Here is a 25292-nt window from a genome sequence, read left to right on the forward strand (position 1 = left end):
CCGTTCGGGGGGCTGCCCGGCCGGTACCGACACACCAGAGAAGAGGGGCCCTCGCCGCGAGAATGACGCCTCGCCGCGTCTTTCACCTGACCGAGTGAATCGGGTCGTTCGGCGCGCGGCGTTGACCCATTCGGGGTATACGCCTCACCCGAGGAAGGTCCGCAATTCGTCGATGACCGTCCGCGGCTGCTCCTCGGCGACGAAGTGGCCGGAACCGGAGACCTTCCGCACCCGGACGTCGGCCGCCTTCGACGGCAGGACCGCGGCGAGGTAGTCGTAGTTGAACTCCGAGCCCAGCCCCAGCATCGGCGCGGTGATCTTCGCGTACGCCTTCTGATCCTCGATGTCCTGGCCGAACGCCTGGTACCAGCCGTTCCCGGCGCGGATGGCGTCCGGGCGGTCGTACGCGGCGGCGTAGATCGCCCGGTCCCGGCTCCCGATCGAGGCCGGGTCGGCCGCCAGGTGGTCGAACATCCAGTCCACGAGGAAACGCGACCGGCCGGTCAGCAGCTGCTCGGGCAGCGTCGCGACCTGGTTGAAGGCGAACCACCAGACGTTCACCGGCTGCCCGGGTGGGGCCAGCATCGGGAGCTGGTACAGGCTTTCGTCGGGGTGCGAGACGTCCATGAGCGTGACGGTCTTCGTGGCGTCGGCGTGGTTGGCGGCGAAGGCGAACGCGACCATGGCGCCGATGTCGTGCCCGGCGATGTGCGCCTGCCGGTGGCCCAGCGCGCGGACGAGCTCGAAGATGTCGCGGGCCATCGTCTTCTTGTCGTACCCGCCCTGTGGCTTGTCCGAGCCGCCCATACCCCGCAGATCGACGGCGATCACGCGATACCGCTTCGCCAGCTCCGGCATGACCTTGCGGTACTGCCACCAGGTCTCCGGCCAGCCCGGCAGCAGGATCAGCGGCTCACCCCGGCCGCCGGCGACGTAATGCAGCCGGACCCCGTTGACCTGGGCGTACTCGCTGCGGAAGCCACCGGGCAGCGACCGCGCGAGTTCGGCGTCGGTGGCGGCGGGCCGGCTCGCCTCGGCGACGCCACCCGAGGCCACCAGCGCGGCCGCGGCCCCCGCGCCGAGGGTGAGCATGGACCGGCGGTTGAGGAAGGAACGGCTGTTTTCGGTCATGTCCTGATCGTGGCCCGGTCGCGGCGCCCGCCGTGAGTGGTGTTTTCGCCAACCAGGATCAGTTTCAAGACAGCATGGGTTCCGGCACGCCCAGCCTGGTCCCGAACGTCTCCCGATACGACACCGGCGTGACCCCGACCTGGCGGCGGAAATGCGGCCGGAGCGCGGCCGACGAGGAGAACCCGCAGTACCTGGCGATCTCGTCGACCGGGAGATCGGTGGATTCGAGCAACTGCTGCGCCCGGATGACGCGCTGATGCGTGAGCCAGGTACCGGGCGCGGCGCCCGTGATCTCGCGGAACCGGCGGTCGTAGTTGCGCCTGCTCATATGCGCCCGCCTGGCGAGTTCGTCGACCGGGAGCGCCGTGTCCAGCCTGGTCAGCGCCCAGGCCATCGTCTCCGACACCGGGTCGCCCTCGTCGAGTTCCGGCATCGGCGATTCGATGTACTGCGCCTGCCCACCGGCTCGGTGTGGCGGGACGACCATGCCCTTCGCCAGCCGGTTCGCCACCTCCGCGCCGCACCAGGAGCGGATCAGGTGCAGGCCGAGGTCCATCCCCGCCGCACCACCGCCCGCGGTCAGGATGTCGCCGTCGTCGATGTAGAGCACGGACTCGTCGAGGCGGACGGCGGGGAAGCGGGCCGCGAGCAGTGGCGCCATCGCCCAGTGCGTGGTCGCGGGGCGGCCGTCGAGCAGCCCGGCGGCGGCCAGCACGAAGGCTCCGCTGCACAGTCCGGCCACCCGGGCACCACGGTCGTGCGCCGAGCGGAGCGCCGCCAGCGCCGCTTCCGGCGGATCCTCCATCGGCGACCGCCAGTTGGGGACCAGCACCAAGTCCGCGTTCCGGACCGCGTCGAGGTCTTCGGGGACCGGTACGGTCAGGCCGCCGCCTCGCAAGGCGGTGTCCGGTTCACCGCCGACGACCTTGAGGTCGAGGTCGGGTAGCTCCCCGAAGGCCGAAGCCATCTCGAACACCCCGAACGCGAAGGACATCGCGCCGAGCGACGCCCCGTTGAAGACCACTACGGCCAGCCGTCTCATGGGTCGATTCTAGGGAGACCCGACCTGCGGTGGAGCCGGTTTTCGACTGTCCGAAGGGGACGGTAGATTCCCCGCGCACCAGGTTGGCCGGGGGAAGGAACCGTCGATGTCGTATCCGCAGGGACCGCAAGGGCCGCAGTGGCATCCGCAACAGCAGTACCCACAACAGCAATATCCGCAACAGCAGTACCCGCAGCAGGGATACCCGCCGCCGAAGAAGGGCAACGGGCTGCTGATCGGCTTGATCGCCGGCGGTGGCGCGCTCGTCGTGGTCGTCTTCGTGATCCTGGCGTTCGTCGCACCCGGCTTCCTGCTGAGCGACCGCAAGTCTTCGAGCTCGGCCGACGCGACGCAGACCCCGTTGGAGCTCAACTGGGGCCCGGTGCTGGCGGGCAAGTTCATCCTCGCGGTATTCGGCGACGAGCCCGACAAGGCTGCCGAGTCGGCCTGTGCGGACGCCAAGGACAAGGTCCGTCAGGCCGCGAAGGAGTACGGCGACCGCAACGCGTCGCTCAGCGCGAAGGATCCTCGCGCGGCGAGCCCGGACCTGATCGTGGTGACGATGACCGGCACCCTGGACCGGACTGAGCCCCACAACGGGACGATGGAGGTCCGGCGCGAGGCGGGCGACAAGTACTGCATCTCCTCGGTCTCGCCCGTTCCCGCAGGTTGAGTCAGGGGAGCAGTCCGGCACGCCGCGCGTGCGTGACGGCCTGCAGCCGCGAGGTCGCGTCGAGTTTGCGCATCGCGTCCCGAAGGTAGCTCTTGACCGTCTCCGCGGTCAGGCCCAGCCGGTGCGCGATCTCGGCGTTCGTCAGCCCGAGCGCGACGAGCGAGACCGTGTCGAGCTCCCGCGGCGCCAGGCGTAGCGCGGGGGAAACGGCGCCGGTGAGGTTCTCGCACACCGCGTCGAGGCGGTCGCGGAGAACGCTGTCGTCGAGCTGGCCGGAGAGCGCCCGTAACTCCGCGTAGACCTCGCGAAGGCGTTCCCGCGGTGCGGCCTCCTCGTGGTGTTCGGCCAGCGGTCGTGCCTCGGCCAGCCGTTGTTCGATCTCGTCCTCGACGGCCAACGTCTGTTCGAGATCGCGCGCGGCGTGCAGGGCGGCGGTGATCGTCCGGTCGGAAAGGGTCGCCTCGTCGCGCAGGCCGCCGTAGAGCACGGCGCGGACGCGACGGCGCACGACCACCGGGATGGCGACCACCGAGTGGATCCCCTCGTCGCGGACCGGCTCGTCGTAGTCGTGACTGATCGTGGTGGCGCGGTGGTAGTCGTTGGCGACCACCGGCCGGGTCAGCGCGAGCGCCTTGCCGCCGAGGCCGCAGCCCGCGCGGACGGACAGGCCGTTCAGCGCGGTGCCCCGGTTGCCGAGGAACGCGGTCAGCCGCATCCGCGGTGAGGTGCCGGCGATCCCGGCGAAACCGACCGGCAGGCCGGTGTCCCGGCGCAGGTCCGAGACCGCGCCGAGCAGCTGGGCGTCGTCGACCGGCATCGGCTCACCCTCCTCGGTGATCCCCCTCGATCGGGGGTGGTGGGCGGGGCGGGCCCGCCCGCACGATTTCCGGAACTGTACGCCTTCGCCACGTCCCGGGAGAAACGATGACCGAAGCTCACGTCCGGCGGTTGCTCGAGGTCTACGACGACGAGCGGGCCAGTGCGGCGACGCTGTTGTGCGACCGGCATCCGGCGGAGGCGGTCGCGTTCACCGTGGTCGAGGCGGATCTGACCAGTGTGGACCTCACCTACGGCGAGCTGCGTGAGCGGTCCGAACGCTTCGCCGGGGCGCTGCTCGGTCTCGGGGTCGGACCGGGGGACCGGGTGGCGACGCTGATGGGCAAGTCGGCGGAGCTCGTGGTGGCGCTGCTCGCGATCTGGCGGCTGGGCGCGGTGCACGTCCCGCTGTTCACCGCGTTCGCGCCGCCCGCCATCGCGCTGCGTATCACCGGCAACGGTACGAAGGCCGTCATCGCCGACGCCGATCAGCGCGCGAAGCTGACGCCGTCCGCCGATCTGCCCGCCGACCCGTCGCGGCGGACCGTGGTGGTCGGAGAAGGCGAGGACGGCGACCTGTCGTTCCGCGAGATGCTGGCCGACGCCGCGCCGCTGCCGGGATCCGCGGAGACCGGTGGTGCCGGCGTCTTGGTCGAGCTGTTCACTTCCGGGACCACGGGCACGCCCAAAGCCGTCCCGATTCCCCTCCGCGCGCTCGCGGGTTTCCAGGCGTACCAAGATTTCGCGCTCGACGTCCGCGCCGACGACGTCTTCTGGAACGCCGCAGACCCTGGCTGGGCCTACGGGCTGTACTACGCGATCATGACGCCGATGGCGACCGGCAGGCGGAGTCTGTTGCTGCACGCGGGTTTCTCCGCCGAACTGACCTGGGCTGTACTGGAGAAGTTCGGCGTCACCAACTTCGCCGCCGCGCCGACGGTGTACCGCGCGCTCCGGAACTCGGCCGCCCCGGTGCCGGACGGCCTCCGGCTGCGGCACTGTTCATCGGCGGGGGAACCGCTGACGCCGGACGTCCTGGAGTGGGCGTCAGCCAAGCTCGGCGTCGGCGTTTACGACCACTATGGACAGACGGAGCTCGGCATGGTGGTCGGCAACGCGTGGCATCCGGACCTCCGCTCGGAGGTCAAACCCGGTTCGATGGGGCGCGTCCTGCCGGGCTTCGCCGTCGAGGTCCTCCGAGAAGACGCCGACGTGATCGCCGAGCCGGGAGAACGCGGACGCGTCGCCCTGGACCTCTCGGCGAGTCCGCTGGTGTGGTTCCGGGGCTACCGCGACGCGCCCGAGCGCACCGCCGCGCGGTTCAGCCCCGACGGACGCTGGTACTACACCGGCGACGTGGCCGCCAAGGACGCCTCCGGCTACCTGACCTTCGCGTCACGAGATGACGACGTCATCCTGATGGCGGGCTACCGCATCGGCCCGTTCGACGTGGAAAGCGTTCTGCAGCAACATCCCGCGGTGGCCGAATGCGCCGTGATCGGGGTCCCGGACGAACTGCGCGGCGAAGTGGTCGTGGCCTACGTGGTGGCGCGCGACGGCGTTTCCGCCGATTCCGCCCTGGTTTCCGAACTGCAGCAGTTGGTGAAGACCCGGTTCGCCGCGCACGCCTACCCGCGTGAGGTGCGCTTCGTGCCGGAGCTGCCCAAGACACCGAGCGGGAAGATCCAGCGATTCCTCCTGCGGAAGCGGCACTCAAACGCGGAACTCGCGTGATCGGAGACGGAACTCGCGTGATTGGGGGCGGAACATCGTCTTCCGCCCTCAATCACGCGTGATACGCCTCCAAGCACGCGAGTTCCGGGAAAGCTCACTGCTCGATCGGCCAGGTTTCGTCCCGTAGTAACCGTTTGAGTACCTTCCCGGTCGCGTTCCGGGGCAGCTCCTCGACGAAGTACACGTCCCGCGGGACCGCGAAGCGGGCCAGCCGGTGGTGGATGTAGGCGCGGACGTCGTCCGCGCTCATCCGCGCGCCGCGTTTCGGGACGATGTACGCCGCGAACCGTTGCCCGAACTCGCGATCCGGCACGCCGATCACGGCGGCCTCGTGGACGCCGGGCAGGGCGACGATGGCCTCCTCGACCGGGCGCGGGGACACGTTCTCCCCACCGGACACGATCATCTCGTCCGCCCGGCCGGTGACGAAGAGGCGGCCGGCGGCGTCCTGATAACCGACGTCGCCGGTCGCCATCAGGTTCTCCGCGCGGGGCACGCTGGCTCCGTCGGTGTAGCCCTCGAACAGCATGTCGTTGCCGACGAAGATCTGTCCCTCCCAGCCCGGTGGGACCCGCTTGTGGTCGTCGTCGAGGATGGCGACACGGGTACCGGGCGGGCAGCGGCCGGCGGTGGTCGGCGCCGCGCGCAAGTCCTCCGGCGTGGCGATGCTGGCCCACGAAACCTCTGTGGAGCCGTAGAAGTTGTAGAGCACATCGCCGAAGGTGTCCATGAACTCGGTGACGATCGTGCCCGGCAGCGCGGATCCGCTGCTGGCGACGATCCGCAGCGACGAGAGGTCGTAGCGGCTGCGGATCCGTTCGGGCAGGTCGAGGATGCGCTGCAACATGATGGGGACGGCGAACAGCACACCGCACCGATGTTCGGCGATGGTCCGCAGGATCTCTTCGGCGTCGAACCGGCGGATCAGCGACAGCGAAGCCCGCACGGCCATCCCGATCTGCATCCCGGCGAGCCCCCAGCTGTGGAACAGCGGTGCGGCCACGACGAAGCGGTCCCCGGAGTGCAGCGGAATGCGGTCGAGCATGGCGGCCGACGTCGACAGTCCCTTCGGCGTCGGCCGTCGTGCGCCTTTCGGGGTTCCCGTGGTGCCCGAGGTGAGGACGACGAGCCTGCCGATCCGGTCCACGGGTTTGAGTTTGGTGGCGGGCACCCCGGCGATGAACTGGTCGATCGTCGGGTAGCCGTTCTCGGTCTCCGGCCAGGTGGACAGCCGGAGGAAATCGCCGGGGATGTCGGCGATGATCCGCGAGAACTCGTCGTCGGCGAGCACCGCGACCGGTTTGTGCAGCCCGATCACGTCCGCGACCGCGCCGGCGGACAGGCCGGTGTTGAGCAGGATCGCGTCCACGCCGAGTTTGCTGCACGCGATCAGCGACTCGACCATCGTCGCGTGATTGCGGCACAGCAAGGCGATCCGGTCACGGGCGCGGACGCCGCGGGCCGCCAGCGAGTTCGCGAGCTGATTGCTGCGATCGGCCGTCTGCTTGAACGTCCGGACGTTGCGTTCGTCGTGCAGCGCGACTTCTTCGGGGACCCGCGCGGCGTTGGCCGAGTAGCCGCCGGCGACGGTGGCGCCCCATTGCGAAAGCGACGTGAGCTGCCGCGCGATCTTGTCCGGGCGCGCGGCCGCGAGCACTCCTGCCTTGATCAGCGTGCTCGCCGTGTGCAGCGTGGTGGCCTTGGTGTGCGCCGGTTCGTCCTGAGGTGACGCCGCCCGGCCCGAAAGGTGCAGATCGATCCGCCGGGCCGCCGCGCGGACGGTGCGTTTGAAGGACGCGGCGGACACGAGAGGGGAGTGCGGCGCCGGAAGCATCAGCTGCGCGAGGAGTTCCGTGCCACCGTCGGGGGCCTGCCGCAGCTCGACCGAGACCCAGATGCCGTCGTTCTCGACGCCGCACCACACGACGTGCTCGCCCGGCCGCCAGACCCGCGCCTCGATCTCGCCGACGACGAGCGTTCCCGGCCGCGGTTCCAGCCGGACAAGGCATTTCGGGCCGCGTCCGCGTTCGGCGGGACGCTGGATCTCGCACCAGCTGATCTCCGCGACGAACCTCGAGTAGGACTCGGGATCGCCGATCACTTCCCAAACCTGGCCGGGGGAATGCCCGAGAATCGAGCTCGCCTGGACCACATCGTCTCGCATGCGATTCGCCTCACCACGCGCGTTCGGGTGTTGACCGGGCCGCTGCCGGCGCCTCCTTCGTCGTTCAAGTTCGGCGAACCTACCAGCAATCGGCCGAACGCAATACTCCGAACGACCGCGGGTTCGCGTCCGCCCAAGGGAACCGTCTCGGACGAGGGTAAGTGTTCGGACCGCGCGACGCCCTCCGCCGACGGTGTTGATCGCGACGTCCGATTCTCGCCAGCCTCCGGCGCGTGAGGCGGCGAAGCTGACGAACGTGACAGTTTCCACGACGGCGGCCGAGGCCGCGCACACCCGTATCGAGCCCGGAATCCTCTACTTCGGCACCCCGGTGGTGCTCCTCTCGACGGTCGACCAGGCGGGCACCGTGAACCTGGCCCCGATGTCGTCGGCGTTCTGGCTCGGCTGGCGGGGCATGCTCGGGCTGGGCGCGAAATCCAAGACCGCGCAGAATCTCATGCGCAACCGTGAATGTGTTCTGAATCTCCCTTCCGACGCGCTGGCGGCCGCCGTCGACCGGCTGGCGCTGACCACCGGATCGGATCCGGTCCCGTCCCGCAAGTACGAACGCGGCTACCGGCACGAACCGGACAAGTTCGCCCGCGCCGGGCTCACCCCGGTCGCCTCGGAGACGGTCCGGCCGCCCCGTGTCGCGGAATGCCCGGTGACGATGGAGGCCGTCGTCGAGGCCGTCCATCCCCTCGCCGAAGACGATCCGAAACAACGCGGCGGCGTGCTCGTGTTCGAGGTGCGCGTCCAGCGCGTCCACGTCCACGACGACGTGCGGATGCCGGGTACCGAAGACCGGATCGACCCCGACCGGTGGCGGCCGCTGATCATGAGCTTCCAGAAGCTCTACGGCCTCGGCCCGCAGGTCCATCCGTCGACGCTGGCGAAGATCCCGGAGCGGCTCTACCGCGGGCCCGACATCGAGCGGTCGCGGGCGAACGAGAACCGGTTCACCAACGGCAGCCAGCGCTGATAGGACCCGGCCAGCAGTGGCCACGCTTCGCCGGACAGGCCGCGTTCGAGCTTCGGCCGCAGTTCGTGGTCGTTCATCGAGGACACGATCTCGACGGCCTTGTCGTCGGGGTCGGTCCCCTCGATGGAGGCGAACCACCGGACGGCGTCCGGATGTCCGACGTGGACCGCGAGCAGCACCAGCACCGCGCGGAACGGCGCCTCACGGTCACCGCCGGAGAGGAACTCCGCGAGGGCTTCTCCGGCGAACCGTGCCCGCAGCAGGCGATACAGGTTCAGGAGCCGTTTCGCGGCCCGAGGGGACCGGACGAGCGGGGCCAGCGTCGGCAGGAAGTCCAGTTCCTGCGCCGAGATCACCAAGCGAGGAGGGCGGACGTCTATTGTGGACTGTTCGGACGACGGTCGCGGTGCTTCCGCGCGAGGACGAAAACCGATCGCGACCGGAGAGCGGTCACCGGTGGCCTGATCCGTTCCGGCGGGTGCGGGCGCAGGGGTGGAGTCCTGGACCTCGGTGTCGGCGAGCCCGCGCACGAGCCCCGCGAACCCTGGATCGTCCATGGGGGACAACGTGAACGGCACCTGGAAGATCTTTTCGAGGTAACTCTCGGCGAAGGTTTCCGGGTCGTCGCCGAGCATCTCCTCGTAGTGCTGCTCGACGGCCTTCTTGAGCCATCGGGAGTCGACACCCACCACGACGACGAACACGGGCAGGGCCAGCAGGAGATGGATGGCTTCGAGGACCTGGACGACGACCTTGGGCGGGCAGCGGTCGAGGTCGTCGATGTAGAGAACGGTCCGTTCGATCTTGCCGGAACCGTGCGGGACCTCCGCGAGCATCGTCGCGAACGTTTCGAGATCCTTGCGCAGCAAGGAGACCACGCCCAGATGCTCGACGTAGTCCGAGACCCGGGACTCGGCGAACGCCACGAGGTCCAGCCCCGGCGCGAGTTCGGTGACCGCCTTTTCGAGCCGGTCGGATTCCGCGTCCAGTTCGGCCAGGCGCCGCTCGGTTTCTTCGTCCTCTTCGGACGGACCGCCGAGTTTGTCGAGCGCCTGGTGGATCCGGTCCGCGCTGGCGCGCATCCGCAGGACGACGGTCAGCGCGGAACTCACCAGCGTGAGCCCGCCGAGCACGCCGGAGACCTGTGACCGGCCGACGAGCAAGGTGACCACCAGGACCGTCACCAGCCCACCGATCAGGATCAGGAGCGGAACCGGATCCTGCCGCAGGCGTCGCCAGAATTCGGCGACGTCCGAACGCACCCCGCCGGTCTCCTGCGCGAGGCGTTCGAGATCCTCGGCGGTCGGCTGGTCGACGCCGATCCTGGACGCGATCCACGCCTTGTCCGCCTCGGTGAGGCTGTCGAACACCGCGAGGACGTATTCGCGCGGCTTCCGTCGCCTTCGTTTCGCTTGTTTCTGCTGGGCCGTCAGGGTTCTGCGTTCGAGGCGGACCGCGCTGAGCCTGCCGAGCAGGGTCTTCTCGGTCTTGCGGCGTTCGGCGAGCAGGTCGGCCTGGCGCTGAAGATCGTTCTCGGCGCCGCTCGCGGCGAGGTTGTCGAAGATATGCGTGGCGAGGCTGGCGAGGAGGTTCGCCTCGCTGTAATGCCAGGCGTTGAAACTGATCTGGCGGACACTCGAACAGTAGGAGGACACGGACTTCCCGTGCGCGCCCGCCTCGGTTTCGGCCGTCCGCGCGGAATCGGCGAGCTCGCGGACGCGCAGCTGCATCTGCCGCATGAAGAAGCTCTTGCCCGAACCCCAGCTGCCGAACAGGCCGATGGACAGGGGAGGGGTGATCATGCGTGAGACCACCAGGTCGGCGAGCATGCGCACGTCGGTGCCGATGCCGAGGCGGTCGACGCCGTCGTCGGTGTCGGGCCGGTAATCGGCGACGTGGGCGGCGAACGGATCCGGATCGGCGTGCTCGGACGCGGCGGGATTGGACGCGGCGGCGATCTCGTCGATCGTGCGGATGGGGCCCATCCCGGGGAACATCTCCTCGGCCCGCATTCGTTCCCGGGTGGAGAGGTCAGGTCCGATACGGAGGACCGTCGGCGCGAGCTGATCGATCGCCGCGCGGAGTTCCGGGTGGTCGTACTGGCTCGCGTCGATGAGGCCCAGCACCCGGCGCCGGTGATCGATCTCCAGCCATTTGGTCACCGCGACGGGGGCGCGTCCGAGGGTCTGGGGCAGTTTCTGGTCGAGCCAGAGCGTCGCCGGTCCGTGGTACCGGTCCGACATGAGGTCGTCGATCTCCGGCTCGACGATCAGTTCCATTCCGGGGTACGTCACGGTCAGGGCCTGCAAAGCCGATCGCCTCGCACCCGAGTAGACCTCGTGGACGACGAGGGTGAACCGGCTGTCGGACGTGAGCGCCGCGATGAGCTGCTGGTCGATGTCCCGTGGCAGGTAAGGGCCAGGCTTCGTGCCCGGCGCCTTGTTCATCAGCAGGATCGACGGATTGACATCGCGTACCAGCACCATTCGTGGTCCCCTCCCAAGGCCGAACGGAAGGGCAGTCTAGAGGGCGAGTGCTCAGCTGTGGGTGAAACTCCGCATCCGTTCGGTCACCGCTCGCTACGTTGGATCTCATGACGGGGGAGCGGCTCGACGGCAGGTACGCGAAGCTCTGGGCGGCGAGTACGACGTCCGCGCTGGGCAGTGGTCTCGCGACGGTGGCGGCACCGTTGCTGATCGCGTCCCGCACCGACGAACCGCTCGTGGTCTCGGGCGGATTCGCGGTGGCGTGGTTGCCCTGGCTGCTCTTCTCGCTGCCGGGCGGGGTGCTGGTCGACAGGGTGGACCGGCGGAAGCTGATGATCACCCTGGACTGGATCCGCGTACCCGCCGTCGCGCTGCTGGCCGTCGCGATCACGGCGGGAAACGTCGGCATCGCCCTGCTCTACGCCGTCCTTTTCGTGATCAACGCGAGCGAGGTCGTGTTCCGGACGGCGAGCGGGGCGATGCTGCCCGCGATCGTCCCGAAGGCCTTGCTGGAGCGGGCGAACGGGCGGCTGTACGCGGGGACGACGCTGGCCCACGGCATGCTTTCCGGTCCACTGAGCGGATTCCTGTTCGGCGTCGCGGCGAGTATCCCGTTCTACGTCAACGCCGGCACGTACGCGGTCAGCGCCCTGCTGCTCGGGCTCATCGCCGGTGCCTATCGTTCACGGCCCGGCGACGAACCCGGCGAGCCCGTGGTGCGTCGCTCGATGCGGGCGGAGGTGGCCGAGGGATTCCGGTGGCTGGCCGGTCAGCGTCTGCTGCGGACCATGGTCGGGCTGATCGGCATGCTGAACCTGACGCTGGTCGCGGCCACGTCCGTGCTGGTGTTGCTGGCGAAAGAGCGGCTCCAGCTGGGTTCCGTCGGCTACGGCCTGCTGTTCACCTGCATGGCGGTGGGCGGGCTGCTCGGCTCGGTCACCGGCGACCGGCTGATCGCGTGGTGCACACCGACCTGGACGTTGCGGATCGGTTTGCTGATCGAAGCCGCGACCCATCTGGTGCTGGCGACGAGCACGAACGCGCCGGTCGTCGGGGTGACCTTGTTCCTGTTCGGGGTGCACGGCGCGCTGTGGGGCATCGTCGCCAGCTCCCTGCGTCAGCGGCTCACCCCGCCGGACATGCTCGGCCGGGTCGGCAGCACCAGCCTGTTCATCATCGCGGGCGGCAACTGCGTCGGCGCGTTGCTCGGCGGCGCGGTGGCGTCGAAATTCGGGCTGACGACGCCGTACTGGGCCGGTTTCGTGGTGGCGGTGCTCGTTTCCGCGCTCACCTGGCGGGTGTTCGACCGTGCGGTCGTCTCCGCGGCCTACGCGGAAGAACCCGCGGTCAGCCGTTGATGCCGGTGAGGGCGAAGAATTCCTGCCGCGAGCGGGCGTCTTCGCGAAGCGTGCCGAGCAGGGTGGAGGTGACGGTGCTCGACCCGACGGCCTGCACGCCGCGCAACGTCATGCACGAGTGCTCCGCTTCGATCACCACGCCGACGCCACGGGGTTCGAGCTGCTCTTCGAGCCAGTCGGCGACCTGCTTCGTCAGGCGCTCCTGAACCTGCGGACGGCAGGCGAAATGCTCGACGATCCTCGCCAGTTTGGACAGGCCGAGGATCCGGTCGCCGGGCAGGTAACCCACGTGCGCGACGCCGACGAACGGCAGCAGGTGGTGCTCGCAGACGGACCGGACCGGGATTCCCCTGGCGAGGACGAGTTCGTCGTAGCCCTCGTCGTTGGGGAAGGTCGTGAGGTCGAACGGGCGAGGGGTGAAGAGTTCGGCGTACGCGCGCGCCATCCGGCCCGGCGTGCCGCGGAGGCTCTCGGAGTCCAGTGAGATGCCCAGTGCGGTGAGGAGATCGGCGGCCGCGGCCTCGGCGGCCGCCAGGTCCGGCCCCGGCCCGGTTTCGTGCACGACGCGCAAGGCGGGAGTGGACATTGGGCCTCCTAGGCTGAACGCGATCCCCAGTGGTTATTTAACCAAGACTTTTGGGTGTTTTGCCACCCGCGGGCTCATCTTACATGGTAGATCCCTGATCCAGAGTGTTCCGTCGGTTGAGATAGGCGATATCGTGGTGTACGTGACAGTGCCCGATCCGGACGGCCTCGACGTCCCCGCCATCGCCGCGGTGGCGGCTCTCGACGACGACCTTCGCCGGGGTATGTACGCCTACGCGCGGCGCGAGCGGCGCCCGGTCACCCGGGACGAGGCGGCGGCCGCGGTGGGGATCTCCCGCAAGCTCGCAGCCTTCCATCTCGACAAACTCGTGGACGCCGGGCTGCTCAGATTCGGTTTCGCGGCGGGCCCGGTGGTGAAGGTGGGGCGCAGGCCGAAGGTCTACGAACCCGTCGACGACACCATCCAGGTGCAGCTTCCCGCCCGGCGGCACGAGTTGCTCGCGGACATCCTCGCCGAGGCCGTGCTCGCCGAGGAGACCGGTGAGACGGCGAGGGAGGCCGTCCGCCGCGTCGCGGGGGAGCGGGGCTTCGCGGCGGGTGAGGAGGAACGCGCGCGGACACGGCCCGGCAGGCTCGGTGCCGAACGTGCGCTCACCGTGGCCGAAGGGATGCTTCGCCGCTATGGCTTCGAACCGAGCCGGGACAGCAGGACCTGCGTCCGGTTGCGGAACTGTCCGTTCCATCCGCTGGCCGAGAAGGCCCCGGACCTGGTCTGCGGGATCAACCAGGCCTTCTTGGCCGGTTTCCTGAACGGCGTGCGCGCCGGGAACGTGGAAGCGGCCCTCGTTCCCGGCGCGGCCGAGTGCTGTGTGGAGCTACGGCAGGCCGAATAGCCCGTCAGGCGGCGCCGGCGATCTGCCGGGTGGCGACGTTGAGCCGGTTCCAGGTGTTGATGGCGGCGATCGAGAGGACCAGGCTGGAGAGCTGCTTTTCGTCGTAATGACGAGCCGCCTCGTTCCAGACCGCGTCGTCGACCGGGTCGGCCCGGTCCGCGATCCGGGTGAGTGCCTCGGCCAGCGCGAGCGCCGCGCGTTCGGCGTCGGTGTAGTAGGCGGTGTCGCGCCACGCCGCCACGGTGAAGATGCGCTCGTCGGACTCGCCTGCCTTGCGCATTTCCTTGGTGTGCATGTCCAGGCAGCCGCTGCAGCCGTTGATCTGGCTCGCGCGGACGTGCATGAGGTAGTGCGTGGTGTTCGGGACACCGGTGTCGCCGGCCGATTCCGACAACGCGATCAAGGCTTTCAGGGTGGCGGGGTTCGACAGGGCGGGGTTCGGGATGCGGGTTTCCATACCGGTCTGACGGATCCCGAAGCGGAGATGTGACCTACCAGGGCACGATTTCGCCGTAGAGATCCAAGAACTGCAGACCGGGTGCGCCCGCCTGCGCTTCGAGGACGTCGACGACGGCAGGCATGCTCTCCGCGGCGGTGAGAGGAGCGCCGGAGCCGCCGAGCGGCGTCTGGTTGTGGCCGGGGTGGATGAGGAGCTTGGTGTGCCCGTCCTCGGCGTACCGGGTCGAGTAGCTGCGCATCAACTGGTTGAGCGCGGCCTTGCTGGCCTTGTAGGCCTCGAATCCCGGCCTCGTGTTCAGCGAGATGCTGCCCTGCCTCGACGACATGACCGCGACGGTGCCACCAGGTACGACCAGGTCGCGAAGTGCTTCCAGGGTGCGCAGCGGGCGCAACGCGTTGGTGATCATGACTTCGGCGAAGGTCTCGGTGGAGACCTCGGTGATCGGCAGATTCCCGCGGTCGATCGCGGCGTTGACGAAGAGCAGGTCGAGCTTGGTGCCGTCGAGCCGTTCACGCAGGGCGGCGAGCTGCTCGTCGCTGGTCATCTCCAGTGATTCGACCCGCAGCCGCCCGTTCGAGGCGTCGGCCTTCTCCTGAAGGTCGCCTCCGCTCTGGCGCGTGGTGGCGACGACCTGCCAGTCGCGCCGGGTGAGCTCCTCGGCCAGGGTCAGTCCCAGGCCGCGCGAAGCGCCGATGACGAGAGCCTGGCGCTCGGTTGTTCGAGACACGAAAACTCCTTGATGAAGGGATTTGTCTAGACGAGACGTTGCGTCTCGACAATAGCGCGGTAGGGTGGCCGCATGCCAGCGGTGAATTCGCAGCCCCGCAGGGCGCGCTCCGGCAACCAGCGCGACGAGGCCGCTCGCCTGGCCGTGCTCCATGCCGCGGACGACCTGCTCGTCGAGCACGGTTTCGCGCGGTTGACCATCGAGGCGATCGCGCGCCGGGCGGGGGTCGCCAAACAGACGATCTACCGCTGGTGGCCGTCGAAGGTCGAGATCCTGCTCGACACGCTCATCGAGGACAGTGAGAAGCGCTTCGCGGTCCCGGCGGACAAGCCGTCCGAGCTTCGCGGCTACTTCCGCGGCTACGCGCGGTTCGTCACCCGCGACCCGGCGGGCAAGGTCCTGCTCGCGCTCATCGCCGAGGCCCAGCACTGCCCTGAGACCGCCAAGAGCCTGCACGACCGCTATCTCGGCCCGCGCCGGGAGCTGGAACGAGAACTCCTCGCGCGCGGGATCGAGACGGGGGAGGTCTCGACCGCGCTGGACCTCGACGCCGCGCTCGACGCCGTCATCGGCCCGATCGTCTACCGGGCGCTGACCGGAGCGAGCGTCCCCCGCGCCCTGGTGGACGCGTTGTTCGACGGACTGCTCAAGGCTTAGGCGGGCACCGAAGCACGGTCGCGGAGCGAGACGTCCAGCTTGAAGCCCTCCGGCTTGAGGGTCAGCAATTCCTGCACTTTCAGCCGGTAGGACGGGTCGCTCCGCAGGTCGTACCGGCTCAGCAGCATGCCGAGCACCAGCGTCGCCTCGTGCAGGGCGAACTGCCGCCCGATGCAGGCGCGCTCGCCGGTGCCGAAGGGTTTGTAGACGTGCGCCGGCCGGGCACGGTTGCGTTCCGGAGAGAAGCGGTCCGGGTCGAAGGACTCGGGATCGTCTCCCCAGACGGGATCACGGTGCAGCGCCGGGATGAGGACCAGCGCCCACTGCCCCTTCCGCATCGGGTACTCGCCGCCGACGACGGTGTCCACCTGGGCTTGGCGTGCGAACGCGGGCGCCGTCGGCCAGAGCCGGAGCGCTTCGTCGAGCACTCGCCGAACGTAGCGGAGCTTGGCGACCTCTTCGTAGGACGGATCCGGGTTCTCGCCCCAGACCTTGTCCACTTCGGACCGCGCACGGGCCAGGACGTCGGGGTTGCGGGCGAGGTAGTACAGGGCGAACGACAGCGCGCCCGACGTGGTTTCGTGGCCTGCCACGAGGAAAGTGATGATCTGGTGCCGGATGTTGTCCTCGTCCAGTGCCGCGCCGGTGCTCGGTTGCGTGGTGTTCAGCATGAGCCCGAGCAGGTCTTCGGTGCTCGGATCGTTCCGGCGTGCCTCGATCACGTCGGCGACGACGGAGTGCAGGAACGCGAGGTCGGCTTCGTTGCGCTGGTTGGCTTTCCGGCTCAGGAGCGGGCCGATGACCGGCGGCTGGATGGCCTTCCGCTGCGCGTGCCGCAGCGTGCGGACCATCGCGGCGACGAACGGATGCGGTTCGGCGCGTTCGAACGACGAGAAGCTGTAGCCGAAACCCGTCCGGCCGATGGTCTCCAGCGTCAGCTTGGTCATGTCGTCCGCGACGTCGACTTCGCCGCCTCTGTCCCACGTGTCCAGCAGTTCGCGGGTGATCGCCAGCATCGTGGGGTGGTAGCGCTGCATGGCGTTGCGGCTGAACGCGGGCGCGAGGATCTCGTGCGCACGCCGCCAGTTCGGCTCTTCGTTGTGCGCGGTGAACAGCCCGTCGCCGCCGAGCGGGCGGAGGTTCGAGATCGCGGGAGTGACGTGCTTCGCGAACCGCTTCTCGTCGGAAAGGTCGGCGACCATCTCGGCGCCGTGCACGAACACGATGCTCCGGCCGAACACCTTGCGCTCGAAGACCGGGCCCAGCTCGGCCGCGTGCCGCATCGAGTCCTGGACCGGCGTCTTCGGCGAAACGCCGAGCACGTCGCCGATCAGCGGAATCCGTCGCGGGGGATGGGGGAGAGCGGTGGCCATCGAGCCCCTCCAGGGTGAGCACTGTTGAACCGGCATCCAATAGCGAGCGTGGCCTGTTACTGAACCCGTGTCAAGTAAGTACGATGCCCGGATGGCGCCGAGTACTTCCGGGAAGCCCCGCAGCAGGCTGTCCACCGCCGAGCGGCGGGAACAACTGCTGCGGATCGGTGCCCGCCTGTTCGCGGAGCGGCCGTACGACGACGTGTGGATCGAGCAGGTCGCGGACATCGCCGAGGTGTCCCGAGGGCTGCTGTACCACTACTTCCCGACGAAACGGGACTTCGTCACCGAGGTCATCAGGTCACAGGGCGAGCGGCTGCTCGAGATGACCAAGTCGGACCCCACGCTGCCGGTCGAGGAGCAGCTGACGGCCGGCCTCGACGCGTACCTCCGCTATGTCGAAGCCAACGAGGACGGGTACCGGGCCCTGCATTCGGGCACGTCCATCGCCGTCGACGGCGTCCGCGAGGTCCTGGACAACAACTTCGCCGAACAGGGCCGCCGCATCCTCGAGGTGCTGTGCCCGGACAGCGAGCCGCCGGAGGCCCTGCGGGTGCTCGTCCGCGGCTGGCTGGCGTTCGTCGTGGCGGTCTGCCTCGACTGGCTCAAGTACCGGAGGCTGACCCGGGGGGAGATCCGGGATCTGTGCGCGAAGGCGTTGCTCGACATCGTCGACCTGCCAACATGACCTCGGCTCGTTCCTCGATCAGTTTCATCCGCGCGAGCCGCTCGCCGTCGTCGTTGTGTGCCGCGGACTTGGTGACCTGTCCTGGCCACTTCCGGTAGTACATGCCGCACGTGGCGATGAAGTAGCCGTCCGAGCAGGCGTTGGCGGCGAGGATCAGCCCGGTGTCCTCCGACGCGGGCAGCGCCATCCAGCCGCCCAGGTCCAGCAGCAGTTCGCGGCGGATGCACAAGGTCCCGGCCACCACCGACGACACGTAGCCGTTGCGCTGCCAGTGCCGCAGGATCGCGCCGCGCTCGATCGGCCCCTCGTCGGGGTCGCTGTCGAAGCCGGCCGTGGTCCCGTCCGGGAGGAGGTCGAGGACCCGGCAAGTGGTCCAGCCGATGGCGGGATCCGCGAGCGCGGCGATGTCCCGCGAGAGCGCGCCGGGAGTGAGGAGGTCGTCCGCGTCGAGGGCTTTGATCAGCTTCCCGGAGGCGCGGGACAGGGCCATCATCCGCGCGACCCCGGGACCGCCCCGGCGGCCCGAGCCGGGCAGGACTCGTGCGTCCGCGGGGAGGGCACCGTCGAGCAGGCCGGTCTCACCGTCTTCCTGCACCAGCCATTCCCAGCTCCAGCCGGGCGGGAGTTCCTGCGCGGCGAGGGATTCGTAGGCCTCGGTCAAGTACGGCAAGCTCGGCGCGTGGACCGGCGTGATCACGCTGATGGTCGGCATGATCAGCCCGGGCGCCGAGCGGTGATCAGGAGATGCTCCTCCGGCGGGGTCCCCGGCTCGTCCGCGGTGAAGACCTCCGAGTGCGTGCCGGTGACCTCCAGCCCGGCCGCCTCGACCCGCCGGACGAGGTCGTCCGGCGCGAAACTGGTCACGAGGAAGGAGCGGCTGAAGAACTCCGCCGGCGCGTCCTCGGCGTCCCGCGGAACGGTGACCAGCGCGAAAAGGCCACCCGGTACCAGCCAGCGCGCGATGTCGGCGAGCACGGCTTCGGTGTCCTTGCGTGGCATCTGGAGGAACGGGAAGAAGGCGCAGACGGCCTCCCAGGTCTGAGGTGGCGAGGCCCATTCGCGCACGTCGGCGTGGACGAAGGTGGCGGCCGGAACCCGCTCGCGCGCGATGTCGATCATCACCGACGACACGTCGAGCCCGGTCACCCGGTGGCCCGCGGCGGACAGTTCCTCGGCGACCGGCTTGCCGGTACCGCTGCCGATGTCGAGCACCCTCGACGACGGCGGCAGGGTGTCCAGAAGATGCCGCACCGCCTTGTCGACCGCCGGAGCCCGCCCGAAGACGTCTTCGTAATCGGACCCGATGGCGTCGAACAGCTCCGCCGCGGTGACGGGTCGGTCCATTGCGCAGCTCCCCGGATCGAGTGGATCTCCCTCGGCGAATCTACCGTTCCGCCGTCTCGCGTTCTCAACGGAAGTGGCCGTTTAGACTGGGGCGGACGGAGTTCCTGGGGTTTGGGGTACAGATGAGCGTGTCGAGTGACGAGTTCCACCGGATGCTGAAGACGCTCGCCGACGTCGAGCGCTCCGACGCGAAGGAGTGGGAGTCGTTCAGCGTGCGCGGGAAGCGGTTCGGCTACTACTGGCCGCGGACCCAGACCGTCGGACTGAAGCAGACCCTCTCGGAGCAGGAAGCCCTCGTGGCCGAACGACCCGACGTCTTCGAAGTGCAGTTCACCGCCGGGGGATTCGGCTGGGTGGTGGTCTACCTCGACGGTATCGAATCCGACGAGCTCACCGAATTGGTCTACGAGGCATGGCGGCTTTCCGCTCCCGAAGAACTCGTCGCGCAGGTTCCGCCGCCGTGCTGAGCGTTAGCGCATTCGTGTGTTGACGCGCGTCACTCTTTTCGTGGGGAACGTTTTCGGGGGCGTGGCGTTGTAGAGGGTGTCGGTACGGATGGTGCCCCCGGGCCTCACCCTTCGCCTTCATGGAATACCGGTTCGGCCGGAGCCATGTCGTGCCTTTCGCCGAGAGGCGGCCCACCGTATCGGCCTTTGCTCCCGCTTCCGCTCGCAGGTAACCCCCAGGCCTTCGCTGAGCGGGAGCGGGTCTTTTTATTCCGTCCGTTGACGTGGGTCACTCTTTTGTTCGTGTAGACGCGGGTCACATCGATTCGGGCTCGTCGGCGGGGAACATTTCCGGCGGTGGTGCGTTGTAGAGAGTGTCGGTACGGATGGTGCCCCCGGGCCTCACCCTTCGCCTTCGCGGAATACCGGTTCGCCCGGAGCCGCGTTGAGCCACTCGCCGAGAGGCGGCCCCCGTACCGGCCACAAACTCCCGCTTCCTGCTCGCAGGAACCCCCAGCCTTCGCTGAGCGGAAGCGGGACCTTTTCTTTTCTGCGGTGGATTGATTTCGCGGGCTCGGTGGTTGGTTGCGTTTCCTGGGGTTCGGGGTCTTCGTCGCCGAGGGGCTGCGGGGCTCCGCTCGGTCTTTGGGTTCGTGACCGGTCCGTTGGCGATGGACTGCGTGATCGGACCGGTCGCGGTCGTTCGTTAGGGAGGGCTCGGGGCCCGCATGGATGTTCGGCCTCGTGTGCGGGTGCCGGGCCTGGCAATGCTTCGGTCATCGATGAACCTTGGGGAGGCGCAGGCCCTCAGTCGCGGATACGGAGGGCTTTGTCGCCGAGTGGCGAGTTCTGGGGATCTTCGGTCGGGCGAGCGCGATGGACTGTGTGGGTTTTGGACGTCAGATGTCCCAAAACCCACACGGGCATGACGAAGGGCCCGTCGCCGGCGTGGCCGACGGGCTCTTCGGGGTTCAGACGTGGTGCAGGGTGTTGCGCCGAGGTTTTCGGAGCGGATCCCTGTACTGGGGTGGGATGAACTCCGGTAGCCCATCGGCCGCCACGCGTACTTCCCAGTCACCGTGGTGAATCAACCGATGATGGAAACCACACAACAGGACCAGATTCCGGAGATCGGTGGGCCCGCCGTCTGCCCAATGATGAATGTGATGAGCGTGGCAATTCTTGGGTTTCCGATGACACCCGGGGAAGGCGCAGCCACCGTCGCGGATGTTCAACGCCCGTCGTTGGCCTGGGGTGACGAACCGTCTCAGCCGCCCCATATCCAGTGGTTCACCCGAGGCACCCATCACGACCGGCACCATCAGGCAATCGCAGGCCGCGAGTCGGGCTTCCCGAGCGGTCATCGTCCCGACGAAGTCCAGGCAGGCGGTGCCGAGGCCGGATTTGAGTTCCTCAAGTCCGATGGTGACATGCACCAAGGTGCGGTAGCCGCTGGTCCCCGGTTGGTCCGGGCACGCGATGGCCAGATCGAGCAGCTCGGCCCAGGCGTCTCCCATGCGTTCGCACTTCATCCGCAGATCCGCCTGCCCGAACTCGTCCACCGGGCGTGGCTGGGCATGCGCTTCCAACGCTGCGGCGGTCCGGGCGCCGGTCTCGTCATCGAGCAGGCCGGCGAGTTTCCAGAAGCCGTCCTTGCGGCGTTCCAGGGTGATCTCCCGGCGCGGTTCTTTGGGTTCGGGGTCTTTAGGTTCGTTGCCGTCGGGGTTGAGCAAGTCCTGCAGGTTCGCCTCGGCCTTGGCGAGCTGCCGGGGACCGGCAGTCGGAGCGAGATTGGCGAGGATCTGCTCCGCGCCCGCCCGCTCCTCAGCCGAAATGTCGGCCGGGAGGTTTTTCAAGATCTCCAGGATCTGGTCGATCCGCTCATCCCCGACCAACCCCTGAGCGGCGACCGCAGCGGTCGCGGGAGCGACCGGCGGAACCTCCGCGCCATCCAACGCACGCGTCGGATTCAACGCGATCGCCCGCTTCACGATCGCAGCGGCCTCACCCCGCGACAATCCCGCGATCTCGGCGAGCCAGCTCGCCGTACTCCCATGCCCGTACAAGTCTTTGGCGCCCCGAGACTCGATCTCCGCCAGAAACCGCCCCAGACAAGCAGTCGCGATCCGAATCAGCTGCAAAGCGTGCTGCACGCCATGGGCAAGCTCCAGCTTGCCGGCGCGCCACAGCTCCTGCGGCAACTCGGGGAGGAAGGTCTCGGACACGACTCCATAATACCGCACTTTCCTCGAACACGTGTTCGTAATTTTAAGCAACAAGCGAAACGCACGAACAACACTGAAGAATGACGCTACCCGCGCGAAGATCACGCAAGGAAAACGAGCCGCAGTTAGTCCTCTAAATGCGAAACCGGACATCCCAAAGCGCGGATCAGGACTCCACAAGGGCCCCATCGGTCAGCCGCACCCGCCGATCCACCTTGATCTCCTTCAGGAACCGCTCATCGTGACTCACCACCACGAAAGCTCCCTGATAAGCACCCAGCGCACTCTCCAACTGTCCGACGCTGACCAGGTCCAGATTGTTCGTCGGCTCGTCCAGCAGGAGCAATTGCGGCGCGGGCTCGGCGAACAGGACGCAGGCCAGAGTGGCTCGAAGGCGCTCGCCACCGGAGAGCACTCCGACGGGAAGCTGGCTTCGCGCGCCCCGGAACAGGAAGCGGGCGAGCAGGGTCATCCGCTGAGATTCGGGCAGGCTCGGGGCGAAGGTGGCGAAGTTCTCGGCGATGGTCCGGTCGAGGTCCAGGAGATCGAGTCGTTGGGACAGATACGCGATCCGGCCCTCCGCCCGCTTCAGTGCGCCGCTGTCCGGCGTGAGGTCGCCGTTGAGTACCCGTAGGAGTGTCGACTTCCCTGTGCCGTTCCCGCCGGTCAGCGCGATCCGTTCGGGGCCGCGGATCGTCAGGTCGACGCCGTCGCCCGCGAAGACGCTCCGGTCGCCGTAGCGGACCTGGATGTGCTCGCCGTGGAACATCGTGCGCCCGGCGGGGACGTTGGTGCCCGGCAGGATCAGCGCGATCTTCTGGTCGTCGCGGAGGGAGCGTTCGGCCTCGTCGAGGCGGTTCTTCGCGTCGCTGACCCGGGCCGCGTGCGTCTCGTTCGCCTTGCCGGCGGACTCTTGGGCGTTGCGTTTCATGGTGCCGGCGAAGATCTTCGGCAGACCGGCGCTGCCGAGGTTGCGGGCCGCGTTGCCCGCGCGCCGCGCCGCCCGTTCGCGTGCCTGCTGCATCTCCCGCTTCTCGCGTTTGACCTCTTGCTCGGCGCTGCGGACGTTGCGTTCGGCGACCTCCTGTTCGGCCTTGACCGCCGCTTCGTATTGGGTGAAATTCCCGCCGTGGTACCGGAGGTCGCCGCGGTCGAGTTCGGCGATCCGGTCCATCCGGTCGAGCAGTTCGCGGTCGTGACTCACCAGCAGCAGGCAGCCGGACCAGTCCTCGAGCACGCCGTAGAGCTTGCGCCGGGCGTCGAGGTCGAGGTTGTTGGTCGGTTCGTCCAGCAGCAGGATGTCCGGCCGTTTCAGCAACTGTGCCGCCAGGCCGAGGGAGATGATCTGCCCGCCGCTCAACGTCCGCAGGCTCCGGTCCAGCGAGATGCCGTCGAGACCGAGCCGGTCGAGCTGCGCGCGGGTGCGCTCCTCGATGTCCCAATCGTTCCCGATGGTGGTGAAGTGTTCTTCGCTCGCGTCGCCGGACTCGATGGCGCTCAATGCCGCGAGCTGCGGCGCGATGCCCAGTACCTCGGCCACGTTCAGGTCGGCGGTGAGCGGCAGCGACTGCGGCAGGTAGCCGAGGACTCCCTGCGCGGAGACGGATCCGGACACCGGCCGCAGTTCGCCGGCGATCAGTTTGAGCAGCGTGCTCTTGCCCGCCCCGTTCGGCGCGACCAGGCCGGTGCGGCCGCCGGGCACGGTGAAGGACAGGTCGTCGAAGACCGGGGTGTCGTCCGGCCAGGCGAAGGACAGGGCGGACACGACGACGAAGGCGTCTGACATGGAAATGACCTCGTGGAAGACAGCGGGCGCCGCAAGGCCGCACCGCGGTGGACGTGGCTGTGAAGGGACGACAAAGTGGCCACGTCGGCGTCAACGCCGGTGGCCTGCCAACTCCGGCTCACCCGGAGATGTCGTCTTCACCTGCCACGTCTGGTCTCCCTGTTCGTCGATCAGGTCCGTCCCCACGATAACAAGACCTGCCGGGACTCGGCCACCGCATTCCCGCCGCGCGACCGTGATCCGGTACGACTTCCGCTTTGTATTCGGTTTTTCGCCACGATTCCCGATAATCGGTAATCGTGTGATGTGGATCATATCCATTGAGGGAAAGGGGTGGCACTTCTAGTGTTCTCGATGTGACGGTTTCGCGACTGGGGAATTCCGCGAAATCGTCATCATCCGATTCCTCGACCTGAGAGGTTCTTCGATGAAGCCGACTGCCCTATCCCGAAGACGAATCGCGACCACGGCCACCGTGCTGGGGACGTTCGCCCTGGTCGCTCCACCGGCGCAAGCCGACGAAACCGCCGTTCCCTGTGATCCCGCCGCGCTGGTCCAAGCCGTCGTCGAGGCCAACGCCACCCCCGCGCCGGACACGCTGTCCCTGACGCCGAACTGCGTCTACACGCTCACGACGGTCGCCGACGCCACCTGGAACGCCGGGCTGCCCTCCATCCACGGAAAGCTCACCGTCCACGGCAACCACGCCACCATCGAACGCGCCAAGGAAGCGCCCCGATTCAGGATCATCAACAACTGGGGCGACCTGACCCTCGACGAAGTCACGATCGCGGGCGGACACGCGCCAGACGGGGTCGGGACCGGTTCTTATGGCGACGCGAATCCGGGGGAGTCCGGCGGCGGTATCAAGAACTGGGGTCCGCTGACCATTACCGACAGCGTCATCAGCGGCAACACCGCCGGCTCGGGTGGTCCGGGCGCCGCCGCCACCGCCACCACCAGTGCGGGTAGCGGCGGCTACGGAGGATCCGGCGGTGGGATCTCGTCCTACGGTTCCCCTCAGGTGACTTTGACGATCACCCGCACCTCGATCACCGGCAACGCTTCCGGCTCCGGAGGCCCTGGCGGAAACGGGGTGGCCGCCAAACCGGGTGGCCGAGGCGGTTCCGCCGGCTTCGGCGCCGGTGTCGACGTGCTCAGAGGCACCGTCCTGCGGCTCACCGACAGCGTCGTCACCGGCAACAGTGGCGGGAGCGGCGGCAAGGGTGGCGCAGGTGGCGCGGAGGGCGGCAGCGCCGGGCACGGCGGCAGCGGCGGCACGGGCGGTGGCCTGATCATGTCGACCAGTCCAGGTGTGCTGCTGAATCCGGTCATCACCCGCACCGCCATCACCGGCAACCACGCGGGACGCGGCGGAGATGCCGGCGTCGCGGGGCCAGGCGGATACTCCGGGATGTCCGGGTACGGAGGTCGAGGCGGCGGGCTCAGCGTGTTCGATGACAGTCTCACGCTCGACGCCGTGACGGTCGGCGACAACGCCGCGGGCGAACCTGGATCCGGCTCCTACCCGGTTCCGGCCTCCGGTGGCGGCATCCACACGCTCGACGGACGGGTGACGCTGGTGAACGGGGCCGTGGTGAGCGGTAACCGGCCGGACAACTGCACTTCCACCGCGGACGTACCCGGTTGCGTCAACGTGGTCCGGGCAGGCCCGGACCGGCGGGGCGCCGACCGTGTCACCGTGGAACGTGCCGAGCGCTCTCGCGGGTAGCCCTCAGGCAAGGGTTGTTCGGGACGAAG

22 protein-coding genes are annotated in these 25292 nt (G+C 68.5%); 9 read left to right on the top strand and 13 right to left on the bottom strand.

The genetic code is table 11. The features are described 5' to 3' along the window. Positions 1 to 144 precede the first annotated feature (144 nt). Both AJAP_RS16965 and AJAP_RS16970 read right to left on the bottom strand, forming a co-directional pair. Positions 145 to 1131: an alpha/beta fold hydrolase gene (locus AJAP_RS16965; protein WP_038512720.1), complete on the bottom strand. Its 987-nt coding sequence runs from the start codon at positions 1129 to 1131 to the stop codon at positions 145 to 147. Positions 1132 to 1195: 64 nt separating this feature from the next. Then, entirely contained in the window at positions 1196 to 2173 is a 978-nt protein-coding gene (locus tag AJAP_RS16970; RefSeq protein ID WP_038512723.1) for a GlxA family transcriptional regulator, read from the bottom strand. 106 nt (positions 2174 to 2279) lie between these two features. Between AJAP_RS16970 and AJAP_RS16975 the strand changes: the two genes are divergently transcribed. Beyond that, complete coding sequence (locus tag AJAP_RS16975) at positions 2280 to 2846, top strand: hypothetical protein (protein WP_038512726.1); 567 nt, start codon at positions 2280 to 2282, stop codon at positions 2844 to 2846. Position 2847: 1 nt separating this feature from the next. On the opposite strand, the gene AJAP_RS16980 is transcribed toward AJAP_RS16975, so the two are convergent. Continuing rightward, positions 2848 to 3663, bottom strand: a complete 816-nt coding sequence (locus tag AJAP_RS16980) for a helix-turn-helix domain-containing protein (RefSeq protein ID WP_038512728.1) — start codon at positions 3661 to 3663, stop codon at positions 2848 to 2850. 107 nt (positions 3664 to 3770) lie between these two features. Between AJAP_RS16980 and AJAP_RS16985 the strand changes: the two genes are divergently transcribed. Next, a complete protein-coding gene (locus AJAP_RS16985) occupies positions 3771 to 5396 on the top strand; it encodes an AMP-binding protein (RefSeq protein WP_038512731.1) in 1626 nt (541 codons plus the stop codon). Positions 5397 to 5490: 94 nt separating this feature from the next. Here AJAP_RS16985 and AJAP_RS16990 read toward each other — a convergent pair whose 3' ends face one another. Continuing rightward, the gene (locus tag AJAP_RS16990; RefSeq protein ID WP_038512733.1) at positions 5491 to 7560 is read right to left on the bottom strand and encodes an AMP-binding protein; all 2070 of its coding nucleotides are present in this window, start codon (positions 7558 to 7560) and stop codon (positions 5491 to 5493) included. Positions 7561 to 7816: 256 nt separating this feature from the next. On the opposite strand from AJAP_RS16990, the gene AJAP_RS16995 reads away from it, so the two are divergent. Then, positions 7817 to 8542: a flavin reductase family protein gene (locus AJAP_RS16995; RefSeq protein ID WP_038523255.1), complete on the top strand. Its 726-nt coding sequence runs from the start codon at positions 7817 to 7819 to the stop codon at positions 8540 to 8542. Here AJAP_RS16995 and AJAP_RS17000 read toward each other — a convergent pair. After that, positions 8473 to 11028, bottom strand: coding sequence for a P-loop NTPase fold protein (locus AJAP_RS17000; RefSeq protein WP_038512737.1), 2556 nt, complete (start codon positions 11026 to 11028; stop codon positions 8473 to 8475). The two genes, AJAP_RS16995 and AJAP_RS17000, sit on opposite strands and share 70 nt — an antisense overlap. 107 nt (positions 11029 to 11135) lie before the next feature. Between AJAP_RS17000 and AJAP_RS17005 the strand changes: the two genes are divergently transcribed. Further along, positions 11136 to 12386 (top strand): MFS transporter, encoded by a 1251-nt coding sequence (locus AJAP_RS17005; RefSeq protein WP_038512740.1) that lies wholly within the window; start codon positions 11136 to 11138, stop codon positions 12384 to 12386. On the opposite strand, the gene folE is transcribed toward AJAP_RS17005, so the two are convergent. Further along, positions 12376 to 12972, bottom strand: coding sequence for a GTP cyclohydrolase I FolE (gene folE, locus AJAP_RS17010; RefSeq protein ID WP_038512743.1), 597 nt, complete (start codon positions 12970 to 12972; stop codon positions 12376 to 12378). The genes AJAP_RS17005 and folE overlap by 11 nt on opposite strands. A gap of 136 nt (positions 12973 to 13108) precedes the next feature. On the opposite strand from folE, the gene AJAP_RS17015 reads away from it, so the two are divergent. Next, a complete protein-coding gene (locus AJAP_RS17015) occupies positions 13109 to 13825 on the top strand; it encodes a helix-turn-helix transcriptional regulator (RefSeq protein ID WP_084098203.1) in 717 nt (238 codons plus the stop codon). Between the two features lie 4 nt (positions 13826 to 13829). Here the strand turns inward: AJAP_RS17015 and AJAP_RS17020 are convergent, their stop codons facing one another. Then, complete coding sequence (locus AJAP_RS17020; protein WP_038512746.1) at positions 13830 to 14282, bottom strand: carboxymuconolactone decarboxylase family protein; 453 nt, start codon at positions 14280 to 14282, stop codon at positions 13830 to 13832. Between the two features lie 34 nt (positions 14283 to 14316). After that, on the bottom strand, positions 14317 to 15012 hold the full coding sequence (locus tag AJAP_RS17025) for an SDR family NAD(P)-dependent oxidoreductase (RefSeq protein ID WP_038512748.1): 696 nt from the start codon (positions 15010 to 15012) through the stop codon (positions 14317 to 14319). A 72-nt stretch (positions 15013 to 15084) separates the two neighbouring features. Between AJAP_RS17025 and AJAP_RS17030 the strand changes: the two genes are divergently transcribed. Further along, positions 15085 to 15669 carry a TetR/AcrR family transcriptional regulator gene (locus tag AJAP_RS17030; protein WP_038512751.1) on the top strand — a complete coding sequence of 195 codons (585 nt, stop codon included), beginning with the start codon at positions 15085 to 15087 and terminating at the stop codon, positions 15667 to 15669. Here AJAP_RS17030 and AJAP_RS17035 read toward each other — a convergent pair. Then, entirely contained in the window at positions 15666 to 17042 is a 1377-nt protein-coding gene (locus tag AJAP_RS17035) for a cytochrome P450 (protein WP_148311522.1), read from the bottom strand. The genes AJAP_RS17030 and AJAP_RS17035 overlap by 4 nt on opposite strands. Positions 17043 to 17133: 91 nt before the next feature. Here AJAP_RS17035 and AJAP_RS17040 point away from each other — a divergent pair, with 91 nt between their 5' ends. Continuing rightward, positions 17134 to 17730 (top strand): TetR/AcrR family transcriptional regulator, encoded by a 597-nt coding sequence (locus tag AJAP_RS17040; RefSeq protein WP_038512758.1) that lies wholly within the window; start codon positions 17134 to 17136, stop codon positions 17728 to 17730. Here AJAP_RS17040 and AJAP_RS43005 read toward each other — a convergent pair. Next, positions 17648 to 18442, bottom strand: a complete 795-nt coding sequence (locus tag AJAP_RS43005) for a glycosyltransferase family 2 protein (protein ID WP_084098205.1) — start codon at positions 18440 to 18442, stop codon at positions 17648 to 17650. The two genes, AJAP_RS17040 and AJAP_RS43005, sit on opposite strands and share 83 nt — an antisense overlap. Positions 18443 to 18444: 2 nt before the next feature. Beyond that, positions 18445 to 19074 carry a class I SAM-dependent DNA methyltransferase gene (locus AJAP_RS17045; RefSeq protein ID WP_038512761.1) on the bottom strand — a complete coding sequence of 210 codons (630 nt, stop codon included), beginning with the start codon at positions 19072 to 19074 and terminating at the stop codon, positions 18445 to 18447. Positions 19075 to 19196: 122 nt separating this feature from the next. On the opposite strand from AJAP_RS17045, the gene AJAP_RS17050 reads away from it, so the two are divergent. Further along, the gene (locus AJAP_RS17050) at positions 19197 to 19541 is read left to right on the top strand and encodes an MmcQ/YjbR family DNA-binding protein (protein WP_038512763.1); all 345 of its coding nucleotides are present in this window, start codon (positions 19197 to 19199) and stop codon (positions 19539 to 19541) included. A 950-nt stretch (positions 19542 to 20491) separates the two neighbouring features. On the opposite strand, the gene AJAP_RS17055 is transcribed toward AJAP_RS17050, so the two are convergent. Together AJAP_RS17055 and abc-f are read right to left on the bottom strand one after the other, a co-directional pair. After that, a complete protein-coding gene (locus tag AJAP_RS17055) occupies positions 20492 to 21745 on the bottom strand; it encodes an HNH endonuclease signature motif containing protein (protein WP_038512766.1) in 1254 nt (417 codons plus the stop codon). A 166-nt stretch (positions 21746 to 21911) separates the two neighbouring features. Beyond that, entirely contained in the window at positions 21912 to 23531 is a 1620-nt protein-coding gene (gene abc-f, locus AJAP_RS17060) for a ribosomal protection-like ABC-F family protein (protein ID WP_038512769.1), read from the bottom strand. A gap of 427 nt (positions 23532 to 23958) precedes the next feature. Here abc-f and AJAP_RS17065 point away from each other — a divergent pair, with 427 nt between their 5' ends. Beyond that, on the top strand, positions 23959 to 25263 hold the full coding sequence (locus AJAP_RS17065; RefSeq protein ID WP_051972490.1) for a hypothetical protein: 1305 nt from the start codon (positions 23959 to 23961) through the stop codon (positions 25261 to 25263). Positions 25264 to 25292: the final 29 nt, after the last annotated feature.

Origin of the sequence: Amycolatopsis japonica (assembly GCF_000732925.1) — a bacterium.
Taxonomy (GTDB): domain Bacteria; phylum Actinomycetota; class Actinomycetes; order Mycobacteriales; family Pseudonocardiaceae; genus Amycolatopsis; species Amycolatopsis japonica.